The sequence below is a fragment of the Pontibacter kalidii genome, assembly GCF_026278245.1.
Classification (GTDB): domain Bacteria; phylum Bacteroidota; class Bacteroidia; order Cytophagales; family Hymenobacteraceae; genus Pontibacter; species Pontibacter kalidii.
Window position 1 is genome coordinate 4241991 of the sequence record NZ_CP111079.1, and the last position, 18100, is coordinate 4260090.

Annotated in this window: 11 protein-coding genes; 9 read left to right on the top strand and 2 right to left on the bottom strand. The window is 53.8% G+C overall.

What is annotated here, in order from left to right; all coding sequences use genetic code 11:
* Nucleotides 1-154 precede the first annotated feature (154 nt).
* The 5 genes from OH144_RS17785 to OH144_RS17805 all read left to right on the top strand — a co-directional run bounded on the left by OH144_RS17785 (nucleotide 155) and on the right by OH144_RS17805 (nucleotide 9139).
* Nucleotides 155-1657, top strand: a complete 1503-nt coding sequence (locus OH144_RS17785) for a glycine--tRNA ligase (RefSeq protein ID WP_266203624.1) — start codon at nucleotides 155-157, stop codon at nucleotides 1655-1657.
* 135 nt (nucleotides 1658-1792) lie between these two features.
* A complete protein-coding gene (locus tag OH144_RS17790) occupies nucleotides 1793-1984 on the top strand; it encodes a CsbD family protein (RefSeq protein ID WP_266052622.1) in 192 nt (63 codons plus the stop codon).
* 568 nt (nucleotides 1985-2552) lie between these two features.
* The gene (locus OH144_RS17795) at nucleotides 2553-5075 is read left to right on the top strand and encodes an efflux RND transporter permease subunit (protein ID WP_266203625.1); all 2523 of its coding nucleotides are present in this window, start codon (nucleotides 2553-2555) and stop codon (nucleotides 5073-5075) included.
* A complete protein-coding gene (gene ileS, locus OH144_RS17800) occupies nucleotides 5053-8409 on the top strand; it encodes an isoleucine--tRNA ligase (protein WP_266206355.1) in 3357 nt (1118 codons plus the stop codon). Before OH144_RS17795 ends, ileS begins: the two co-directional genes overlap by 23 nt.
* Before the next feature lie 109 nt (nucleotides 8410-8518).
* On the top strand, nucleotides 8519-9139 hold the full coding sequence (locus tag OH144_RS17805; protein WP_266203626.1) for a lipoprotein signal peptidase: 621 nt from the start codon (nucleotides 8519-8521) through the stop codon (nucleotides 9137-9139).
* A gap of 77 nt (nucleotides 9140-9216) precedes the next feature.
* Here OH144_RS17805 and OH144_RS17810 read toward each other — a convergent pair whose 3' ends face one another.
* Complete coding sequence (locus OH144_RS17810; protein ID WP_266203627.1) at nucleotides 9217-10767, bottom strand: S1C family serine protease; 1551 nt, start codon at nucleotides 10765-10767, stop codon at nucleotides 9217-9219.
* A 214-nt stretch (nucleotides 10768-10981) separates the two neighbouring features.
* Between OH144_RS17810 and OH144_RS17815 the strand changes: the two genes are divergently transcribed.
* The 4 genes from OH144_RS17815 to OH144_RS17830 all read left to right on the top strand — a co-directional run bounded on the left by OH144_RS17815 (nucleotide 10982) and on the right by OH144_RS17830 (nucleotide 17079).
* Nucleotides 10982-12805, top strand: coding sequence for an ABC transporter ATP-binding protein (locus OH144_RS17815; protein WP_266203628.1), 1824 nt, complete (start codon nucleotides 10982-10984; stop codon nucleotides 12803-12805).
* Nucleotides 12806-12865: 60 nt separating this feature from the next.
* Nucleotides 12866-13630, top strand: coding sequence for a DUF695 domain-containing protein (locus OH144_RS17820; RefSeq protein WP_266203629.1), 765 nt, complete (start codon nucleotides 12866-12868; stop codon nucleotides 13628-13630).
* Between the two features lie 202 nt (nucleotides 13631-13832).
* Entirely contained in the window at nucleotides 13833-16097 is a 2265-nt protein-coding gene (rnr, locus tag OH144_RS17825; protein ID WP_266203630.1) for a ribonuclease R, read from the top strand.
* A 7-nt stretch (nucleotides 16098-16104) separates the two neighbouring features.
* Nucleotides 16105-17079 (top strand): polyprenyl synthetase family protein, encoded by a 975-nt coding sequence (locus OH144_RS17830; RefSeq protein WP_266203631.1) that lies wholly within the window; start codon nucleotides 16105-16107, stop codon nucleotides 17077-17079.
* A 319-nt stretch (nucleotides 17080-17398) separates the two neighbouring features.
* On the opposite strand, the gene OH144_RS17835 is transcribed toward OH144_RS17830, so the two are convergent.
* Entirely contained in the window at nucleotides 17399-18070 is a 672-nt protein-coding gene (locus OH144_RS17835; RefSeq protein ID WP_266203632.1) for an HAD family hydrolase, read from the bottom strand.
* Nucleotides 18071-18100: the final 30 nt, after the last annotated feature.

Below are 18100 nucleotides of genomic sequence, written 5' to 3' on the forward strand. Positions count from 1 at the left end.
GAAATTGTTAACACGCAAGAAGCGGCAGCCAACCAACCAAAGGCCATAAAAACATTGTAAGCTAGGAGTATAGCTTTAAATGGGGCTGGAAGCAAAGAAAAACTATAACTTAGCATTTGGACATAATCAGACACTAAAAAGCTATATTTGCGGCATGGCGACACAAGAAAAAACACCTGTAGAAAACGCTCAGTTAAAAGATATCATCTCGCACGCGAAGGAGTATGGCTTTATATTCCCGTCCAGCGAGATTTATGATGGCCTGCAAGCCGTTTACGATTACGGCCAGATGGGCGTAGAGCTGAAGAATAACATCAAGAACCTGTGGTGGAAGAGCATGACCCAGCTGAACCAGAACGTGGTAGGTCTGGACGCAGCCATCTTCATGCACCCACAGGTCTGGAAGGCCTCCGGCCACGTAGACAGCTTTAACGACCCGATGATCGACAACAAGGACTCGAAGAAACGCTACCGTGCCGATGTGCTACTAGAGGAGAAAGCTGCCCTGTACGAGAAAGACGGCCACTACGAGAAAGCCAGCGAGCTTTTGGTGGAAATGGGCAAGCTGCTGGGTGCTGAGGACCTGGACGGTGTGCGTGAGCTCATCATCCGAGAAGATATTAAATGCCCTGTCTCCGGCACCACCAACTGGACGGAAGTACGTCAGTTTAACCTGATGTTCTCGACCCAGGTTGGATCTGTCGCCGAGGATTCCCAGACGATTTACCTGCGCCCGGAAACCGCCCAGGGTATCTTTGTGAACTTCCTGAACGTGCAGAAGACCGGCCGCATGAAGGTGCCTTTCGGTATTGCGCAGATCGGCAAGGCCTTCCGGAACGAGATCGTGGCGCGTCAGTTCATCTTCCGCATGCGTGAGTTTGAGCAGATGGAGATGCAGTTCTTCGTGCGCCCTGGCACTGAGATGGAGTGGTACGAGCAGTGGAGAGACACCCGCCGCAAGTGGCACGAGGCCATCGGGGTGCCAACCGACAAGCTGCGCTTCCACAACCACGAGAAGCTGGCCCACTACGCCAATGCCGCTCTGGACATCGAGTTCGAGTTCCCGTTCGGTTTCAAGGAGGTGGAGGGTATCCACTCCCGCACCGACTTCGACCTGACGCAGCACCAGGAGCTGAGCCGCAAAAAACTGCAGTACTTCGACAACGACCTGAACGAGGAAGGCAAACCCTACGGCAACTACGTGCCCTACGTGATCGAAACCTCCGTGGGCGCCGACCGCCTGTTCCTGATGGTGCTGTGCAGCGCTTATACCGATGAGGAGATCACCGAGGGCGACAGCTCCAAGAACCGCACCTTCCTGAAGCTGCATCCGGCACTGGCGCCGGTGAAGGCCGCCATACTTCCGCTGACCAAAAAAGACGGTCTTCCGGAGAAGGCAACGGAGATTTTCGAAGCCCTGAAGTATGATTTCAACCTGATCTACGAGGAGCGCGACAGCATCGGGAAACGCTACACCCGGCAGGACCTGATCGGAACGCCGTTCTGTATCGCCGTAGATCACCAGACCCTGGAGGACGACACCGTAACCGTGCGCGACCGCGACAGCCGCGAGCAGGTGCGTATGCCGATCAGCGAATTGCAGGCTTACATTAGCAAAGCCGTTAGCTACAAGAGCATTTTCGAGAAGCTGGCATAAGTATAAAGTATAACATTCAGGAAGCCGAAGGTACAGCAGTGCCTTCGGCTTTTCTATTTTCATGCAGCCTGTATCGTACATAAACCCCTGTATGCCGCATCTCGTTTATGCAAGTATAAATCAAGCATTAAAACCATGAGAGAAACAGAATACAGAGCCCGTGGCAACTGGAACGAGCTAAAGGGCAAAATGAAGCAGGAGTATGGGGACTTAACCGACGATGACCTAACGTATGAAGAAGGCAGGCAGGACGAGTGGCTGGGCCGGATGCAGCAAAAAATAGGCAAGACCAAGCACGAGATAAAGGAGTGGATAGACCGCATGTAGTATAAACCCTGCCTTTCAAGCCCCCTTTCCCTAAGGAAAGGGGCTTTTCTATGGGAGCGCTACATTTTTGCTGCATGACACTACGTAAAAAAGCTTCTCTCACCTTTTATGAAAGTATAAAGGGGCAGGCTTAATGTTTTTGAGTTTAATACTTATGTAAAATAGGTGTAAGGCTATACTTGTAGATCGGTATTATAATTGTGCTTCCTCCGGCTGTGCAATACCTAGAAGAAAAAGCCGGTCCTGAAGCCCAAGGGCATTTTCTGCGGGAGTTATAAACAAAGGGTTGCCGGCATAGAAGTATACATATAAAAGGCAGGGATAAGGGCGCTTCAGCTGTTGAAAGAAAGTATAAAAAGGATCCTAAAGAAGAAAAAAGCGCTTTTACTGCTAAACTATCCACAGCAGCGGAAGGCACCACGTGGAGTATAGGGAGAGCTTTAGGAAGCAGAGCGGATAGCCTGCTGCTATAAAGGCACTTAGTTGTAGCTGTTTTCCAGCAGCTTTCTAGCTAACAGCCCGCGCGGAAAGGCAAAAATCCCTACCTTTGCCGAATTGTAGCCGGACCATGTGGAATAAGATTGCCATTTTTATTATCAAGTACAGGCTGAGACTAATGGTGGTCTTAGCCGCGCTTACTGCTTTTATGGCCTATCATGCCAGAAACGCAGAAATGTCGTACGATTTTGCCAACGTCGTTTCCAAGGATGACGTGGACATGCAGTATTTCCAGCGCTTTAAGCAAACCTTTGGCGAAGACGGGAACATATTGGTTGTCGGCATGCAGGACAACAAAGCATACCGGCTGCAGAACTTCCTGGAGCTGAAAAAGCTGTCAGACGAACTGAGCCAGGTGGAGGGCGTAAAAGCCGTGATCTCGCTGCCAAACCTGGTGCAGGTGGTAAAAGACACCGCCGAGCGCAGGTTTACCACCGCTGCCATCTTCCCTGCCGCGCCCGAAACGCAGCCAGAGCTGGATAGCCTGCTGCAGGTGGTGCGCAACCAGGGCTTTTACGACGGGCAGATCATCAACAACAAAACCGGCGCCACATTGCTGGCTATTACCTTAGACCCGGTGTATCTCAACTCGGCCCGCCGGGTAGAGGTGATGGATAACATTACAGCACACACAGAAGCTTTTTCTAAAAAGACAAGTATAAAACTGCATTACGCCGGACTACCTTTTGTGCGCGCCGTGATGACGACCAAGGTAGCCGCCGAGATGCAGCTGTTCCTGGCCCTGGCCTTGCTGGTAACGGGCGTTACCCTGTTCATCTTCTTCCGGTCCTTCTACGCCGTTATCTTCCCGCTGCTGGTGATCAGCATGGTGGTGGTGTGGGTGCTGGGCACGCTCTCGCTGCTGGGCTTTAAGATCTCGTTGCTCACAGGCCTGATCCCGGCTATACTTGTCGTCATCGGCATCCCGAACTCGACCTACCTGCTCACGCGCTACCACTACGACTACCGCAAGCACGGCAATAAGATCATGGCCCTGGCCCGGGTCATCAGCAAGATCGGTGTGGTAAACCTGGTGACGAACACGACCACAGCGATCGGTTTCATCGTGTTTACCTTTACCCATGTCGCCATACTTTATGAGTTCGGTGTGGTGGCCGGCATCAACATTTTTGTAACTTACATTATCAGCATTGTGCTGATACCGGTGGTGTTCTCTTACCTGCCGCCGCCAAGCCGCCGGCAGCTGCGCCACCTCGATGCGCGTCCGCTGAACAAGCTGCTCGAGTTCTTCGATTACATCGTACACCGCAAGCGCCACCTCGTTTACTTCTTTACCATACTGGCGGTAGGGGTATCGCTGTTTGGCATCACAAAGGTGAAGACGGTTTCCTACATGGTGGATGACCTGCCCGAGGAGAGCAGTGTGAACGCCGACCTGGCCTTTTTTGAGAACCATTTCAGCGGGGTGATGCCTCTGGAGATCATCGTGGACACGGGTATAAAGCAAGGCGTGATGCGCCTGCCAAACCTCAGGAAGCTGGACCAGCTCGAGGGATTCCTGCGCACGCAGCCTATCCTTTCCGCGCCTATCTCGGTGGTAGGACTGGTGAAAACGGCTACACAGGCTTTTTATGAAGGCGACCCGAACTCCTATCGCCTGCCCGACAACACGGAGCGCAACTTCATCTTCAGTTACCTGGCCAGGCAGAACGACGGGGCCAACCAGAAGCTGCTCCGCGCCTTTGTAGACAGCACCGGTCAGAAAGCGCGTATCTCCCTGAAAGTGGCGGATGCGGGCTCCCGGGAGTTGGATACGCTGATCATCAGGAAAATAAAACCGGAGCTGCGCGAGATTTACGGTGGCGAAGGAGTGAGTGTATCCGAGGAGGGCAACACCATGACCTTTACCCGCGATGACTCCGGCGCCCAGACAACCGTAAGCCTGACCGGCACCACCCTGCTTTTCATCAAAGGAAACGAGTACCTGATCGCCAACCTGCAGTCCAGCCTGCTACTTGCCTTTGTGTTGGTAACTATTGTGATCGCGCTGTTGTTTAAATCGGTAAGGGTAGTGTTAAGCTCGCTGATACCGAACATGATACCGCTGCTGATCGCGGGTGGCCTGATGGGGTTTTTCAACATCCCCCTGAAGCCGAGTACCGCCCTTATCTTCAGCATCGCCCTCGGCATCGCCATCGACGACTCCATCCACTTCCTGGCCAAGTACAGGAGTGAGTTGCTGTCGAACGGGTTTAACGTGAGCCGGGCCATTACCACCAGCTTAACAGAAGCGGGCACCAGTATGATCTATACCTCGGTGATCCTGTTCTTTGGCTTTGTGATCTTTGCCTTCTCCGAGTTCGGCGGCACCAAGGCGCTGGGCGTGCTGATGTCGGTGAGTTTGCTGATTGCATTATTCACAAACCTGATTATATTGCCAACTTTGCTGATGAGCTTCGACAGCGGCAAGTATAAGCGTGATCCATACGCCCTGATAGAGCACTATGATGAGTTCTACCTGGAGCACGAGGACGAGGAGCTTGACCTGAGCCAGCTAAAGTTGAGATTAGAGGAAGAAGTAAATCTTGAGGAAGACAATAAACCTGAAAATGGTAAAGTACAACGAGTATAAAAATCTGAATTACGCCAAAGTAGGCGAGGAGGTGCTCTCCTTCTGGAAGCAGCACAACATCTTTGAGAAGTCGGTAGCCACCCGTGAGGGCAACACCCCGTTCGTGTTTTACGAAGGACCGCCCTCAGCCAATGGCACGCCGGGTATTCACCACGTAATGGCCCGTGCCGTGAAAGACATTTTCTGTCGCTACAAGACCCTGAAAGGCTTTCAGGTAAACCGCAAAGGCGGCTGGGACACCCACGGCCTTCCGGTAGAGCTGCAGGTAGAGAAAGAGCTGGGTATCACGAAAGAGGATATCGGCAAGAAAATAACCGTAGAGGAGTATAACCAGCGCTGCCGCGAAACGGTCATGCGCTTCAAGAACCAGTGGGACACGCTCACCGAGCAGATGGGCTACTGGGTAGACCTGAACAACCCTTACATCACCTTTGAGGATGAGTACATCGAGTCTTGCTGGGCCTTGCTAAAGCGCCTCTACGACAAGGGCTACCTCTACAAAGGCTATACGATACAGCCCTTCTCCCCGGCTGCCGGCACCGGCCTTAGCTCGCATGAGCTCAACCAGCCGGGCTGCTACAAAATGGTAAAAGACACCACCATTGTGGCGCAGTTCGAGGTGAAGAAGATTACCCGCAATATGTTCCTCTTCGAGCGGGAGGAGGAGAGTGTACACTTCCTGGCCTGGACCACCACGCCCTGGACGCTCCCTGCCAATACGGCGCTGGCCGTGGGCAAGAACATCAAATATGTAAAAGTACAAACCTATAACCAGTATACGTTCGAGCCGATCTCGGTTATATTGGCCAAGGACCTGGTAAGCCGCTACTTCAATCCGAAAGCCGCGGACCTGGCCCTGACAGACTATAGCTCGGGTGATAAGCTGATCCCCTACAAAGTGGTAGAGGAGTTCACCGGCGCCGACCTGGCCGGCGTGGAGTACCACCAGCTGATGCCGTACGTGCAGCCGGACAAGCCCGCCTTCCGCGTGATCATCGGCGACTATGTGACTACAGAGGATGGTACCGGTATGGTGCATATCTCGCCAACCTTTGGTGCCGATGACGCCCGTGTAGCCGCCCAGAACGATATTCCGGCGCTGCTGGTGCTGGACGAGAACGGCAAACCCTCTCCGATCGTGGACAGGCAAGGCCGCTTCGTGAAAGAGGTAACCGACTTTGCCGGCATGTACGTGAAGAACTACGCCAAGGAAGATGAGTCTGCCGCCGATTACAAGCCAACCGACGTAAAGATCGCCATCAAGCTGAAGGAAGATGGCAAGGCCTTTAAGGTAGAGAAGTATGAGCACACCTATCCGCACTGCTGGCGCACTGACATGCCGGTGCTGTACTACCCGCTGGATAGCTGGTTCATCAAGACCACGGCTGTTAAGGATAGGCTGATAGAGCTGAACAAGACCATCAACTGGAAACCGGAGTCTACGGGTACAGGCCGTTTCGGCAACTGGCTCGAGAACCTGGTGGACTGGAACCTGTCGCGCTCCCGCTACTGGGGCACGCCGCTGCCCATCTGGAGAACCGAGGGCGGTGAGGAAGAAATCTGCATCGGCTCTATCGCCCAGCTGACGGAGGAGATAGAGAAAGCCGTGCGCGCCGGTGTGATGGATGAGTCGTTTGACGTGAAGGAGCTGCACCGCCCATATGTGGACAACATCATTTTGATAAGTGACTCCGGTAAGCCAATGTACAGAGAGCCAGACCTGATCGACGTGTGGTTCGACTCCGGCGCCATGCCTTATGCACAGTGGCATTACCCGATCGAGAACAAGGAGATCTTCGAGCAGAACTTCCCGGCAGACTTCATTGCTGAGGGGGTGGACCAGACACGCGGGTGGTTCTTTACCCTGCACGCGCTGGCTGTGATGCTGGAAGACAGCGTGGCCTACAAGAACGTAATCGCCAACGGCTTGGTGCTCGACAAGAACGGCAACAAGATGAGCAAGCGCCTGGGCAACGCCATCGACCCGTTCGAGATGATCGGCCAGTACGGCCCGGATGCCGTGCGTTGGTACATGATCTCGAACGCACCGCCTTGGGATAACCTGAAGTTTAACCCGGATGGGGTGGTGGAGACGCAGCGCCGTTTCTTCGGCACGCTGCAGAACACCTACTCGTTCTTCGCCCTCTACGCCAACCTCGACAACTTTACCTATGCCGAGGCGGATGTACCAATGGCGCAGTGCACGGAGTCGGACCGCTGGATCATCTCCAAACTGAACACCCTGATACAGGACGTAGACAGCTACTATGCTGATTACGACCCAACCCGCGCCGCCCGTGCCATACAGGACTTCGTGGTAGATGATTTGAGCAACTGGTATGTGCGTCTCAACCGTAAGCGCTTCTGGAAAGGCGAGTACAACACTGATAAGATCGCTGCTTACCAAACGCTTTATACGTGCCTGGAGACGATAGCCCTATTGGCCGCGCCGGTAGCGCCGTTCTATACCGAGCAGCTCTACCGCGACCTGAACGCAGTGAGCAACAAGCACCAGCAGGAATCGGTGCACCTGGCCTATTACCCGGAAGTAAACCACGAGGATATCGACAAAGACCTGGAGGAGCGCATGCAACTGGCCCAGACGGTTTCTTCTTTGGTGCACTCGCTGCGCAAGAAGGAGATGATCAAAGTGCGCCAGCCGCTGCAGCGCATCCTGATCCCGGTGCTCAACCCGAAGATGAAGCAGCAGATAGAAGCCGTGGCTGATCTGATCCTGAGCGAGGTGAACGTGAAGACGATCGAGTACATCGACGACACATCGGGTATCCTGGTGAAGAAGATCAAGCCTAACTTTAAGAAGCTTGGCCAGGTGTTCGGTCCGAAGATGAAACTGGTGGCCGCCGCCGTGCAGCAGATGGAGCAGAAAGACATTGCCGAGCTGGAGCGCGAAGGAGGCTTTAAAATCATGCTCAACGAGGAAGAGTCGGCTGTGCTGACGCCGGAGGATGTGGAGATCTCCTCAGAGGATATTCCGGGTTGGCTCGTGGCCAGCGAAGGCAAGCTGACGGTGGCCCTGGACATCACGCTCACGGAGGAACTGAAGCAGGAGGGCATCGCCCGCGACCTGGTGAACCGCATCCAGAACCTGCGAAAAGACGCTAACCTGGAGGTGCAGGACAAGATCCATATCGCCATGCAGCAGTCGGCGCCGGAGGTGAATGCGGCCGTAGCCAACTATAGCAACTACATTTGTAGCGAGACGCAGGCCCTGAGCCTGGATGTGGTACAGGAATTGCCAAGCGCTACGCTGCTGGATATTGATGAGTACAAAGTATACATCCGCATCCAGACGGAGCAAAACGCGATTGTGTAAACCAAAGAGCGCCAGGAAACTAAAAGGGCTTCCTGGCGCTTTTATACTTTTAAAGAAGTCTATTTGCGGCGGTAAGAAAGTATAAAGCGCTGCTGCTTAAAGTTCAGATATGAAATACGGAAAATATTACCTGGCTGCTCTTGCTGTCATCATCATCGATCAGGTTGTGAAGCTGATCGTGCACTATAACATGGAGATGGGCCTGCCAGGTGAGATCCATTTGATAGGAGACTGGCTGAAGCTGCACTATACCCTGAACCCGGGCATGGCCTTTGGCGTGGAGCTGGGCTCGGAGTATGGCAAGCTCATGCTCACGCTGTTCCGCCTGGTGGCCATGTTTGGCATTAGTTATTACCTGTACTACCTTGTAAAGCATAAAGCCCCCAAGGGCCTGATCTGGTGCATCGCGCTTATACTTGGCGGTGCTGTCGGCAACCTGATCGACAGTACGTTCTACGGCGTGTGGTTCGATAACGCCCCCTATGGCTCCTCTACGCCCTGGTTCCATGGACAGGTCATCGATATGTTCTACATCGATATCTGGGAAGGCATCGTGCCGAACTGGATCCCGCTCTTCGGCGGCAAGCCTATGTCGCTGTGGCCCATCTTTAACGTAGCCGACTCCGCCATTTTCATCGGCGTGCTGTTGATCCTCTTCAACCAGAAGCGCTTCTTCGGGGAGCACCACGAAGAGCCGAAGCAAAGAATTGCAGAGCAGCAGGGACTGTAGCAGAAGTATAAAGTATAAAAGCAGAAGGCTGCCCCATCCGGAGCAGCCTTCTGCTTTTTAAGAAAGCGGGAGCTTTGTTACTTCACACTCAAGCCCAAAAACTGGCTTACTTTGTAAGCAGGAATACAGAAGGCGATTCCTTCAATCCCAAAGCCCGTCACTTTAGAGTTTACCACACCAAGCAGCTTTCCGTTTCTGTCGATCAGGGCACCGCCACTATTTCCCGGGTTCACGCTCACATCGGTTTGGATCCACTCAGAGTCTTTGTTATTTCTGATGCCGGAGATAATACCCTTCGATAAGGTTTGTCCCAGCTCTATGGAGTTAGGTGTTCCGATGGCAAACACGTCCATTCCGGAAGAGTAGTCTGCGGCGCTTGGCAGGGCAAAGGAGTAGGTGAACTTCTTATCTGCCTTCAACAAGGCCAGGTCAGCATACTCGTTCACGCGAACAACATCACAGGAAACCTCCTGGCCGTCCGGAAGTATAAGCTTCGTGTTTTTCTCCTGGTTGGCTATCACATGGAAGTTAGTTAGGATGTAGCCGCTTTCATCAATTACAATGCCGCTGCCGTGGCCTTCCTTGGTTTTCAGGGTGACGGTCGCGTTCTGTGCCTGAGCGATTGTTTTCACCAGAGAAGAGGATTTAGCTTTCTTTAGAGCGAGAGGGGTAAAGGTGGGTGTCTCTGTCTGCTCTTCTTTCATAAGCTGCTGTACCTCCTCTGCCTCCAGCACCTTAAAGAAAGAAGCCGTAATGGCATCTTCCAGAATCACGGCAATGTAATCCTGCGGGTCATCATAGTAGTTGGGGCTGAACTCGCCCGATTCAGAGACGATAGACTTCTGGAACTTGGTTTGTCCGTACACGTCGTAAAAGGTCCAGTTAATGGTAGCCTTACCGACAGCATAGTTTTGCCTGAACGCTCCCTTGTTATTATAAATATCGCTAAACTGAACGTTGCTTACCTCAGCCCCTACATAAATGGTGTTGGTCTTATTCTTCAGCACAGATCTTGTCGTGTCTGTGTAGCCATACTTCTTCAGTACATCCGCAATGGCATCTGAGAAGATCGTGTTGTCCAGTTTAAGGTCGTCTTTTCCGTTGGTAACCGAAGATTCCTTTTTCCCTTTGTTATATCTTTTGTGACTGAAATACTTCTTGAAGACCAGATCTTCCTTGCTCACATTAAAGGAGGTGCTCTTCAGGTAAATGTATTTGCTGTTCTCTTTTTTAGGAACAATGCTAAGGCTGGGTTTAACGGGAATAGCCTCTTTCTTGTAATCGAAGCTCTTCGGGCCGCCGTCAGAGAAAGGCGGAAAGAACAGGATGCCGAAAGGGATCCAGGACATAATGTAGAGCGGCGATTTAGTTGTCTGGAAAGCAACTTTATACTCCGGCTTAAAACCTGTCTGCTCCACTTTAAGCTGCTGCACCTTCATGTCTCTGGCGAGTTTGGCCTCTACCTGCTCACCTTCTCCCGCTAACTCCCCATTGACATACACTTTGGCGGTGGCATGGTCTGTAACAATCTGGAGGGGCTGCTGCTTTGAGTTAAGAATACTTGCACAGCTGGAAAGCATAATGGCTGGTGCAAGTAGAAAGCTTGTCATGCGTAAGTTTCTTTTCATACTTGGTTTTTAATTGGTTTTACTTAATTTAATTATAGTGTTGTTGGTTCAAAATGATATATTTGATACGATTAGGTGCAGATAGCTCCTACAGAATACAATAATATGGTTTTACTATATAAGTGATCGCTAATATAATATTTGCGGCCTATTAGTTGTACTGTAATCCTGAAAAAAACCTAACTTACCAAAAGCTAACCCTATACTTTCACCCTTGCCAAATCCCACACCCATACTTCAGGTCAGAGAGCTAGAGACCGTTTTCTCCACGCGCAGCGGCACCACCAGGGCCGTGGACAACATCTCGTTTGAGGTATACCCGGGCGAGGTAGTGGCCATTGTGGGGGAGTCGGGATCAGGGAAATCGGTCACGGCACTCTCGCTGATGCGGCTGCTGGATGCGGCAGGCACAACAACAGGGGGAGAGGCGGTTTTCCAATCCGGGAAGTATGGCGAGGTAGACCTGTTGCAGCTGCCGGAGAAGCAGCTGCAAGGCATTCGCGGCAACGAGATAAGTATGATTTTCCAGGAGCCGATGTCGTCTTTAAACCCGGTTTATACCTGTGGAAAACAGGTGGCGGAGGTGTTGCTGTTGCACACTGATCTTTCTAAAAAAGAGGCCAAAGCACGTACCATTCAGCTTTTTGAGAAAGCAAAGCTGCCAAGGCCGGACAAGATGTTCGACGCTTATCCACACGAGATCTCAGGCGGGCAGACGCAGCGCGTGATGATCGCGATGGCCATGGCCTGCGCGCCGGGCCTACTTATAGCCGACGAACCCACCACCGCCCTGGATGTAACGGTGCAGGCGCGTATGCTGCAGTTGATAGACGTGCTCCGGGTAAAGGATAATACCGCTGTGCTGTTCATTTCCCATGACCTGGGGGTAGTGGCCGGAATCGCCGATCGCATTCTGGTGATGTACAAAGGCAAGGTGGTAGAGCAGGGCAAGGTGCTGGACATCTTTACCCAACCGCAGCACCCCTACACCAAAGGTCTGCTGGCCTGCCGGCCCACCTTATCTGTCAGGCCGCAAGCCATACTTCCTACCGTGTCGGATTTTATGCTGGAGGATACGTTCGGGAACATCACCGAAAGGAAGCGGGAAGTATACGAGCCCTCGCTGGCAGATGTGGTAAACGCCTATGTAGGTACGGTAGCAAGTATAAAGCAAGAGCAGGAGAACAAGCAGAAGCCGCCACTGCTGCAGGTGGAGAACCTGAAAGTATACTTCCCAGTCCGGCAGGGTTTCTTTAGCCGTACTACAGACGATGTAAAAGCCGTGGACGGGGTGAGCTTTGAGGTAAAGGCCGGCGAGACGATCGGTCTGGTAGGCGAGTCGGGGTGCGGCAAGACCACGCTGGGCCGGGCGCTGCTGCGGCTGGTGGAACCCACCGAAGGCCGCATCCTCTTCAACGGCCACGACATCGCCCAACTTAGCCCCAAACAACTCCGCCAGAGCCGCCGCGATTTCCAGATGATCTTCCAGGACCCGTACGCTTCGCTAAACCCGATGCACACCGTGGGCGAGGCCATCATGGAGCCGATGGAGGTACATAACTTGTACGGTAGCAGCAAAGAGCGCCGTGGAAAAGTAATGGAACTGCTTGAGAAGGTGGGGCTTGCGACGGAGCACCTCCGTCGTTATCCACATGAGCTCTCGGGCGGGCAGCGGCAGCGCGTGAGCATAGCCAGGGCGCTGGCACTGCAGCCAAAGTGCATCATCTGCGATGAACCCGTGTCGGCACTGGATGTGTCGGTGCAGGCGCAGGTGCTCAATCTGCTTAACAGGCTCAAAGAGGAGTTTCACATCACCTACATCTTCATTACCCATGACTTATCAGTAGCAAAATATATGTCGGACCGTATACTAGTGATGAACAAGGGCCAGATCGTGGAAAGCGGAACGCCGGAACAACTCTACCTTCAACCGCGGGAGGAGTATACGCGTACGCTTATGAATGCCATCCCGGGAGGCGAGCCGGAAGACATTATGGCTGCACAGCGGAAACGGGAGGCCCTGAAGGCAAGGGTGTAGCGTGGCATCGGCAGTAGCAGCAGCCGTGTCCTGGCGTAAGCAATTTAAAGGTTGTAAAGTATGGAACAGACGCATCACGAACCAGATTGGGAATTTCATTTCAGGAGCGTGGATCATAAGCCAGGCTCCATCGCCGTAGACTTGGGCCTTGCCAAGGTTGCCCCTGTGGCCGAAAAGCCGAACCTGCTGCAGGTGTCGGTGCAGATGGTGGACCCGCGGCCCGACGGGCTCTCGTCCTTGCAGGAGACTATCGTGCTGCAGAGCCTGGAAGACGATCTGGTGGAAGTGCTTCGGGAGTTTTGCAAAGCCACCTACGCCGGCCGCCTTACCTCCAACGGGCACCGCAAAGTATACTTTTACATGGGGGAGCCCAACGGCTACGCCGAGCAGGTGCAGCGGGTGATGCAACGCTACAACGGCCACGCCTACACGGTAAGGCTGACAAAGGATGAGAGCTGGAGCCGATACTTCAATTTCCTGTACCCCGGGCCGGAGCAGCTGCAAAGCATACAGAACCGCAAGGTGCTGGAGGAACTGGAGAGCAACGGCGACGACCTGAGCAAGGAGCGGCAGGTAGACCACTGGATATACTTTAAAACCGCGGACGATAGAGCCTCTTTCCTTCAAAGCATCGTCAAGGAGAACTACAGCGTGGTCACCAGCGATTACCTGGCCTCCTCAGAAGACTACCCGCACCGCCTGCACATCAGCCGCACCGATAAGATAGACCAGCAACGTATAGACAAGGTCGTGCTGCTCCTGCGGCGCCTGGCCCAGAAGCACAACGGCGACTACGACGGCTGGGAGACGTCCATCAAAGTATAGGCCCTTCTTTTTACCGCAATAACTCCTCCTAAATCCCCCGGCACCCCTCTTATATAGAAAATTCTCTATAAATTGAAGTCGATTTATAGCACACGTTAGCCAAAGAGCCCGCAGCGGCGTATAGTAACCTTAAACTATTTAGGCTAAAGATTGTAAATGGCAGTGGCGGCTCTATTGGCTGCCCCCATAGCGACGAAGATACATGAGAAGCAAAAAAGACAACAAAGGCGGCAGAGACAAAGAGAGCCGCAGCGACAGAGGCCGCTCACGCACAAGAGGCGGCAATACAGCAAGCAGCAAAGAGACAGCCAGAGAGGCATACGCCCGTAAGGAGCCATCTAACCGCAAAGGTGGCCCTAAATCGGCGAAGGCGGTGGTGCTGGAGGTGTTTTCCAACAGCCCCGACACTGTGTTTACCATGCGCCAGGTTACCCGCCGTTTGGGCGTAACCGATAAGCATGGCCGCGAGCAGGTGCAAAACCTGGTAAAGGCGCTGGCGCGCGAGAACAAGCTGCTGGCCGTGGACGAGGACAAATACATGATGAACCTGAAAGTGGACATCGTGACGGGCCGCGTGGACCTGGCCAACAGCAAGTATGCCTATATTGTGTCGGCGGAGCGCGAAGAGGATATCCGTGTGCATACCGAGCACCTGCAGTACGCCATGGACGGCGACCTGGTGAAAGTGGAGGTGCTGCCTTCAGTGAGGGGCGGCCGCCAGGAGGGCGTGGTCGTGGAGGTGCTGGAGCGCTCGCGCACCGAACTGGTGGGGTTAATGGAGCTATCCAAGAACTTCGGCTTCGTGGTGCCCGACTTCAAGCGTTTATACTTCGATATTTTCGTAGGCGAGCGTCACCTCAACGAGGCCCAGGCGGGCGATAAGGTGCTGGTGCGCATTCTGGAGTGGCCGGATAAGCCGGGCAAGAACCCGACCGGCGAGGTGATCCGTGTGTTTGGCCCTGCCGGGGAGCACGAGGCGGAGATCCACTCCATCATGGCCGAGTTCGGCCTGCCGTTCGAGTTTCCGGAGGCCGTGGAAGAAGAGGCGGAAAGTATGTCGGAGAAAATCCCGGCCGGCGAGATCGCCAAGCGCCGCGACTTCCGCGATGTGACCACCTTCACCATAGACCCTGCCGATGCCAAGGATTTTGACGATGCCCTCTCTATCCAAAAGCTGGAGAACGGCCATTGGGAAATCGGCGTGCACATTGCCGACGTAACGCATTATGTGCACCCGAGAAGCATACTGGAGAAAGAAGCTTACCATAGAGCCACCTCCGTGTACTTGGTAGATAGGACCATCCCGATGCTGCCCGAGCGACTCTCCAACGGCCTTTGCTCCCTGCGCCCGCAGGAGGAGAAACTAACCTTCTCGGTGGTGTTTGAGCTCGACGAGAATGGCAAGCTGTACGACACCTGGTACGGCCGCACCGTTATCTACTCCGACCGCCGCTTTAGCTACGAGGAGGCGCAGGAGCGCATCGAAACCGGCGAAGGCGACTTTGCCGAGGAAGTTAACATCCTGAACAACATTGCCAAGAAACTGCAGGCCAAACGCTTTAAGAACGGCGCCATCTCCTTTGAGACGGTGGAGGTGAAGTTTAAGCTTGATGAAAACGGCAAGCCGCTGTCAGTGTATGTAAAAGAGCGCAAGGATGCCCACAAGCTGATCGAGGAGTTCATGCTGCTGGCCAACAAGCGCGTGGCCGAATTTGTGTTTGGCCTGGGCAAAGGCAAGAAGCGCCCCACCATGGTCTACCGCACGCACGGCAACCCGGACCCGGACAAGCTGAGCACGTTCTCCCTGTTCGCCCGCAAGTTTGGCTATAAGGTAGATGTGGATGGCGATATTTCCGAGGAGCTGAACCACCTGACCGCTGAGATTGAGGGTAAGCCCGAGCAGAGCGTGCTGCAGAACCTGGCCATCCGAACCATGGCCAAGGCCAAGTATAGCACCGAGCCGGAGGGTCACTTTGGTCTGGCCTTCGACCATTACTCGCACTTCACCTCGCCCATCCGCCGCTACCCCGACATGATGGCCCACCGCCTGTTGCAGCACTACCTCGATGGGGGAAGCTCCACTGAGAAGGAGGAGTATGAGGAGCGTTGCAAGCACTCTTCCGAAATGGAGAAGCGTGCCGCAGACGCTGAGCGTGCCTCCATCAAGTATAAGCAGGTGGAGTTCATGAAGGATACCATCGGAAATCAGTACAAGGGGATTGTGTCCGGTGTCACGGAATGGGGTATCTTTGTGGAGATTGAGGAGAACAAGTGCGAGGGCATGGTGCGCCTGGCCGACATCAACGACGATTATTATGAGTTGGATGCCGATAACTACCGCATCATCGGCCGCCAGACCAAGCGTATTATTTCGTTCGGCGATGAAGTGCTGGTGGAGGTGAAGAGCGCCAACCTGGCCGACCGTACCATCGATCTGGACCTAGTAGAGACACTAAAACAACATTAAATATCCTGTGGATATCAACATCCTTTCCGAAAAGTTAAACCATACGTTATCCACGCTCCGCTACGGCGAAAACCCGAAGGAGCTTTACGAGCCGATCCGCTATATCATGGCGCTCGGTGGCAAAAGGATCCGTCCGCTGCTGGTGCTGCTGGGCGCCAAAATGTTTGACGAGGAGGTGGACCACGTGCTGTTGCCGGCTGCGGCGGTAGAGGTTTTCCACAACTTCACGCTCATGCACGACGACATCATGGACCGCGCCCCGCTACGGCGCGGGCAGCAAACCGTGCACGAGAAATGGAATGCCAACACAGCCATCCTTAGTGGCGACGTGATGTTGGTGCGGGCATACGAGCTGCTACTGAACGTGGAGCCCGACAAGCTGCCGCTGGTGCTGCGCCTGTTCAGCCGCACCGCCGCCGAGGTATGCGAGGGCCAGCAACTGGACATGAACTTCGAGCGCCGCGAGCAGGTGAGCATCCCAGAGTACATCCACATGATCGCGCTGAAGACGGCCGTGCTGGTGGGCTTCAGCCTCGAGCTGGGCGCCATCCTGCAGGGGGCGCCAAAAGACGATGCCGAGCACCTCAAGGCCTTCGGCGACAACATCGGCATTGCCTTCCAGCTACGCGACGATTTGCTGGACGTGTACGGCGACAAGGCCAAGTTCGGCAAGCAGGTGGGCGGCGATATCCTCTCGGATAAAAAGACGTTCCTGATGCTGACGGCGCTGGAGCAGGCAAATAGCCAGCAGCGCGAGACCATCATCGGCTGGCGCGACAAAACTGACGAACGTATAGCCGAAGAGAAAGTAAAGGCTGTGACCGAAGTATACGACCAACTCCACATCCGCCACCAGACGGAGCAGCAGATTGATCTATACTTCCAGAAAGCCCTGCACCACCTCAACGCTATCCAACTGCCGGAGGAGCGCAAAAGCACCGTCCGCGGCCTGGCGCTGCAACTAATGGAGCGCGATAGCTAAACTATAAAAAAAGCCCTCAGCTAAAGAGGGCTTTTTTGTTGGGGCTCTTTGCTACCCCTCAAGAAGTAGATGAGCAAGTATAAAAGCATAAAGCTGCGAAAGTATAAAAGTAGAGCCCGCGAAAGTATAAAACCCAAGTCGCGATTTACCCACCCCTGCCCCTCCGAGGAGGGGAATTTCGCAAAAGAGCAAGTGATTCCCCTCCTCGGAGGGGTTAGGGGTGGGTTAACACCTGCACTGCAATAGTAACTTGGGTTATAAAGTATAAACTTCAGCGTTAGAGGCCGTGGAGTTGCGCATACACGCCAGTTAAAGCGGTTTATACTTTGGCCGAGTCGTTACGTAGTCTTTCAAATTCTTCCAGGCTAAGGTTGCTGAAATCCTCGGTCACCAGATCGGCCAGGGAAAGGTCCTGGTTTCCTGAGTTAGCGGATTTATAGCCGATGCACTTCATGCCGGCAGCTTTGGAAGCTTTCACGCCGTTGCTGCTGTCCTCTATTACTATAAACTGCTCCGGTGCTACCTGGTAGCGCTGCGCCACCTCCAGGAATATGTCCGGGGCTGGCTTGCCGTCGCGCACGTCCTCGCTGCTCACAATAAAGTCGAAGTAATGCCGGAATCCCAACTTTTTAAGGATCAGATCGATGATCAGGTGGGGAGAAGAAGAAGCCACCGAGAGCTTGTAGCCGTTCTCCCTCAAGGTGGCCAGCAGGGTATCCACTGCCGGGATGCACTGAATCTGCCGGGCCTGTAGTTCGGCATGCTTTACCTCCTTTTCAAGCTGGAAGAGTTCGTCTACGGTATGCGGCAGGCTGAACTCCCGGATCAGGGTTTCCCAGACTCTTTTGGGGGCCATCCCCACAAAGGTGTGATGCAGCGTGGTGGATACAGCTATGTTCAGCTGCTTGAAGAGCAGTCTTTCCAGTTCCATGTGGATGGGCTCGCTGTCTACGAGTACGCCATCCATGTCGAAGATTACAAATTTGTCCATAGGGTGTTATCAGTGCCTTTTAACAGGCTT

Coding starts and splice junctions, on each gene's coding strand:
- OH144_RS17810 (WP_266203627.1), bottom strand. CDS start 10,767: ATGAAAAGAAACTTACGCATGACAAGCTTTCTACTTGCACCAGCCATT.
- ileS (WP_266206355.1), top strand. CDS start 5,053: ATGGTAAAGTACAACGAGTATAAAAATCTGAATTACGCCAAAGTAGGC.
- OH144_RS17785 (WP_266203624.1), top strand. CDS start 155: ATGGCGACACAAGAAAAAACACCTGTAGAAAACGCTCAGTTAAAAGAT.
- OH144_RS17820 (WP_266203629.1), top strand. CDS start 12,866: ATGGAACAGACGCATCACGAACCAGATTGGGAATTTCATTTCAGGAGC.
- OH144_RS17805 (WP_266203626.1), top strand. CDS start 8,519: ATGAAATACGGAAAATATTACCTGGCTGCTCTTGCTGTCATCATCATC.
- OH144_RS17790 (WP_266052622.1), top strand. CDS start 1,793: ATGAGAGAAACAGAATACAGAGCCCGTGGCAACTGGAACGAGCTAAAG.
- OH144_RS17835 (WP_266203632.1), bottom strand. CDS start 18,070: ATGGACAAATTTGTAATCTTCGACATGGATGGCGTACTCGTAGACAGC.
- OH144_RS17795 (WP_266203625.1), top strand. CDS start 2,553: ATGTGGAATAAGATTGCCATTTTTATTATCAAGTACAGGCTGAGACTA.
- rnr (WP_266203630.1), top strand. CDS start 13,833: ATGAGAAGCAAAAAAGACAACAAAGGCGGCAGAGACAAAGAGAGCCGC.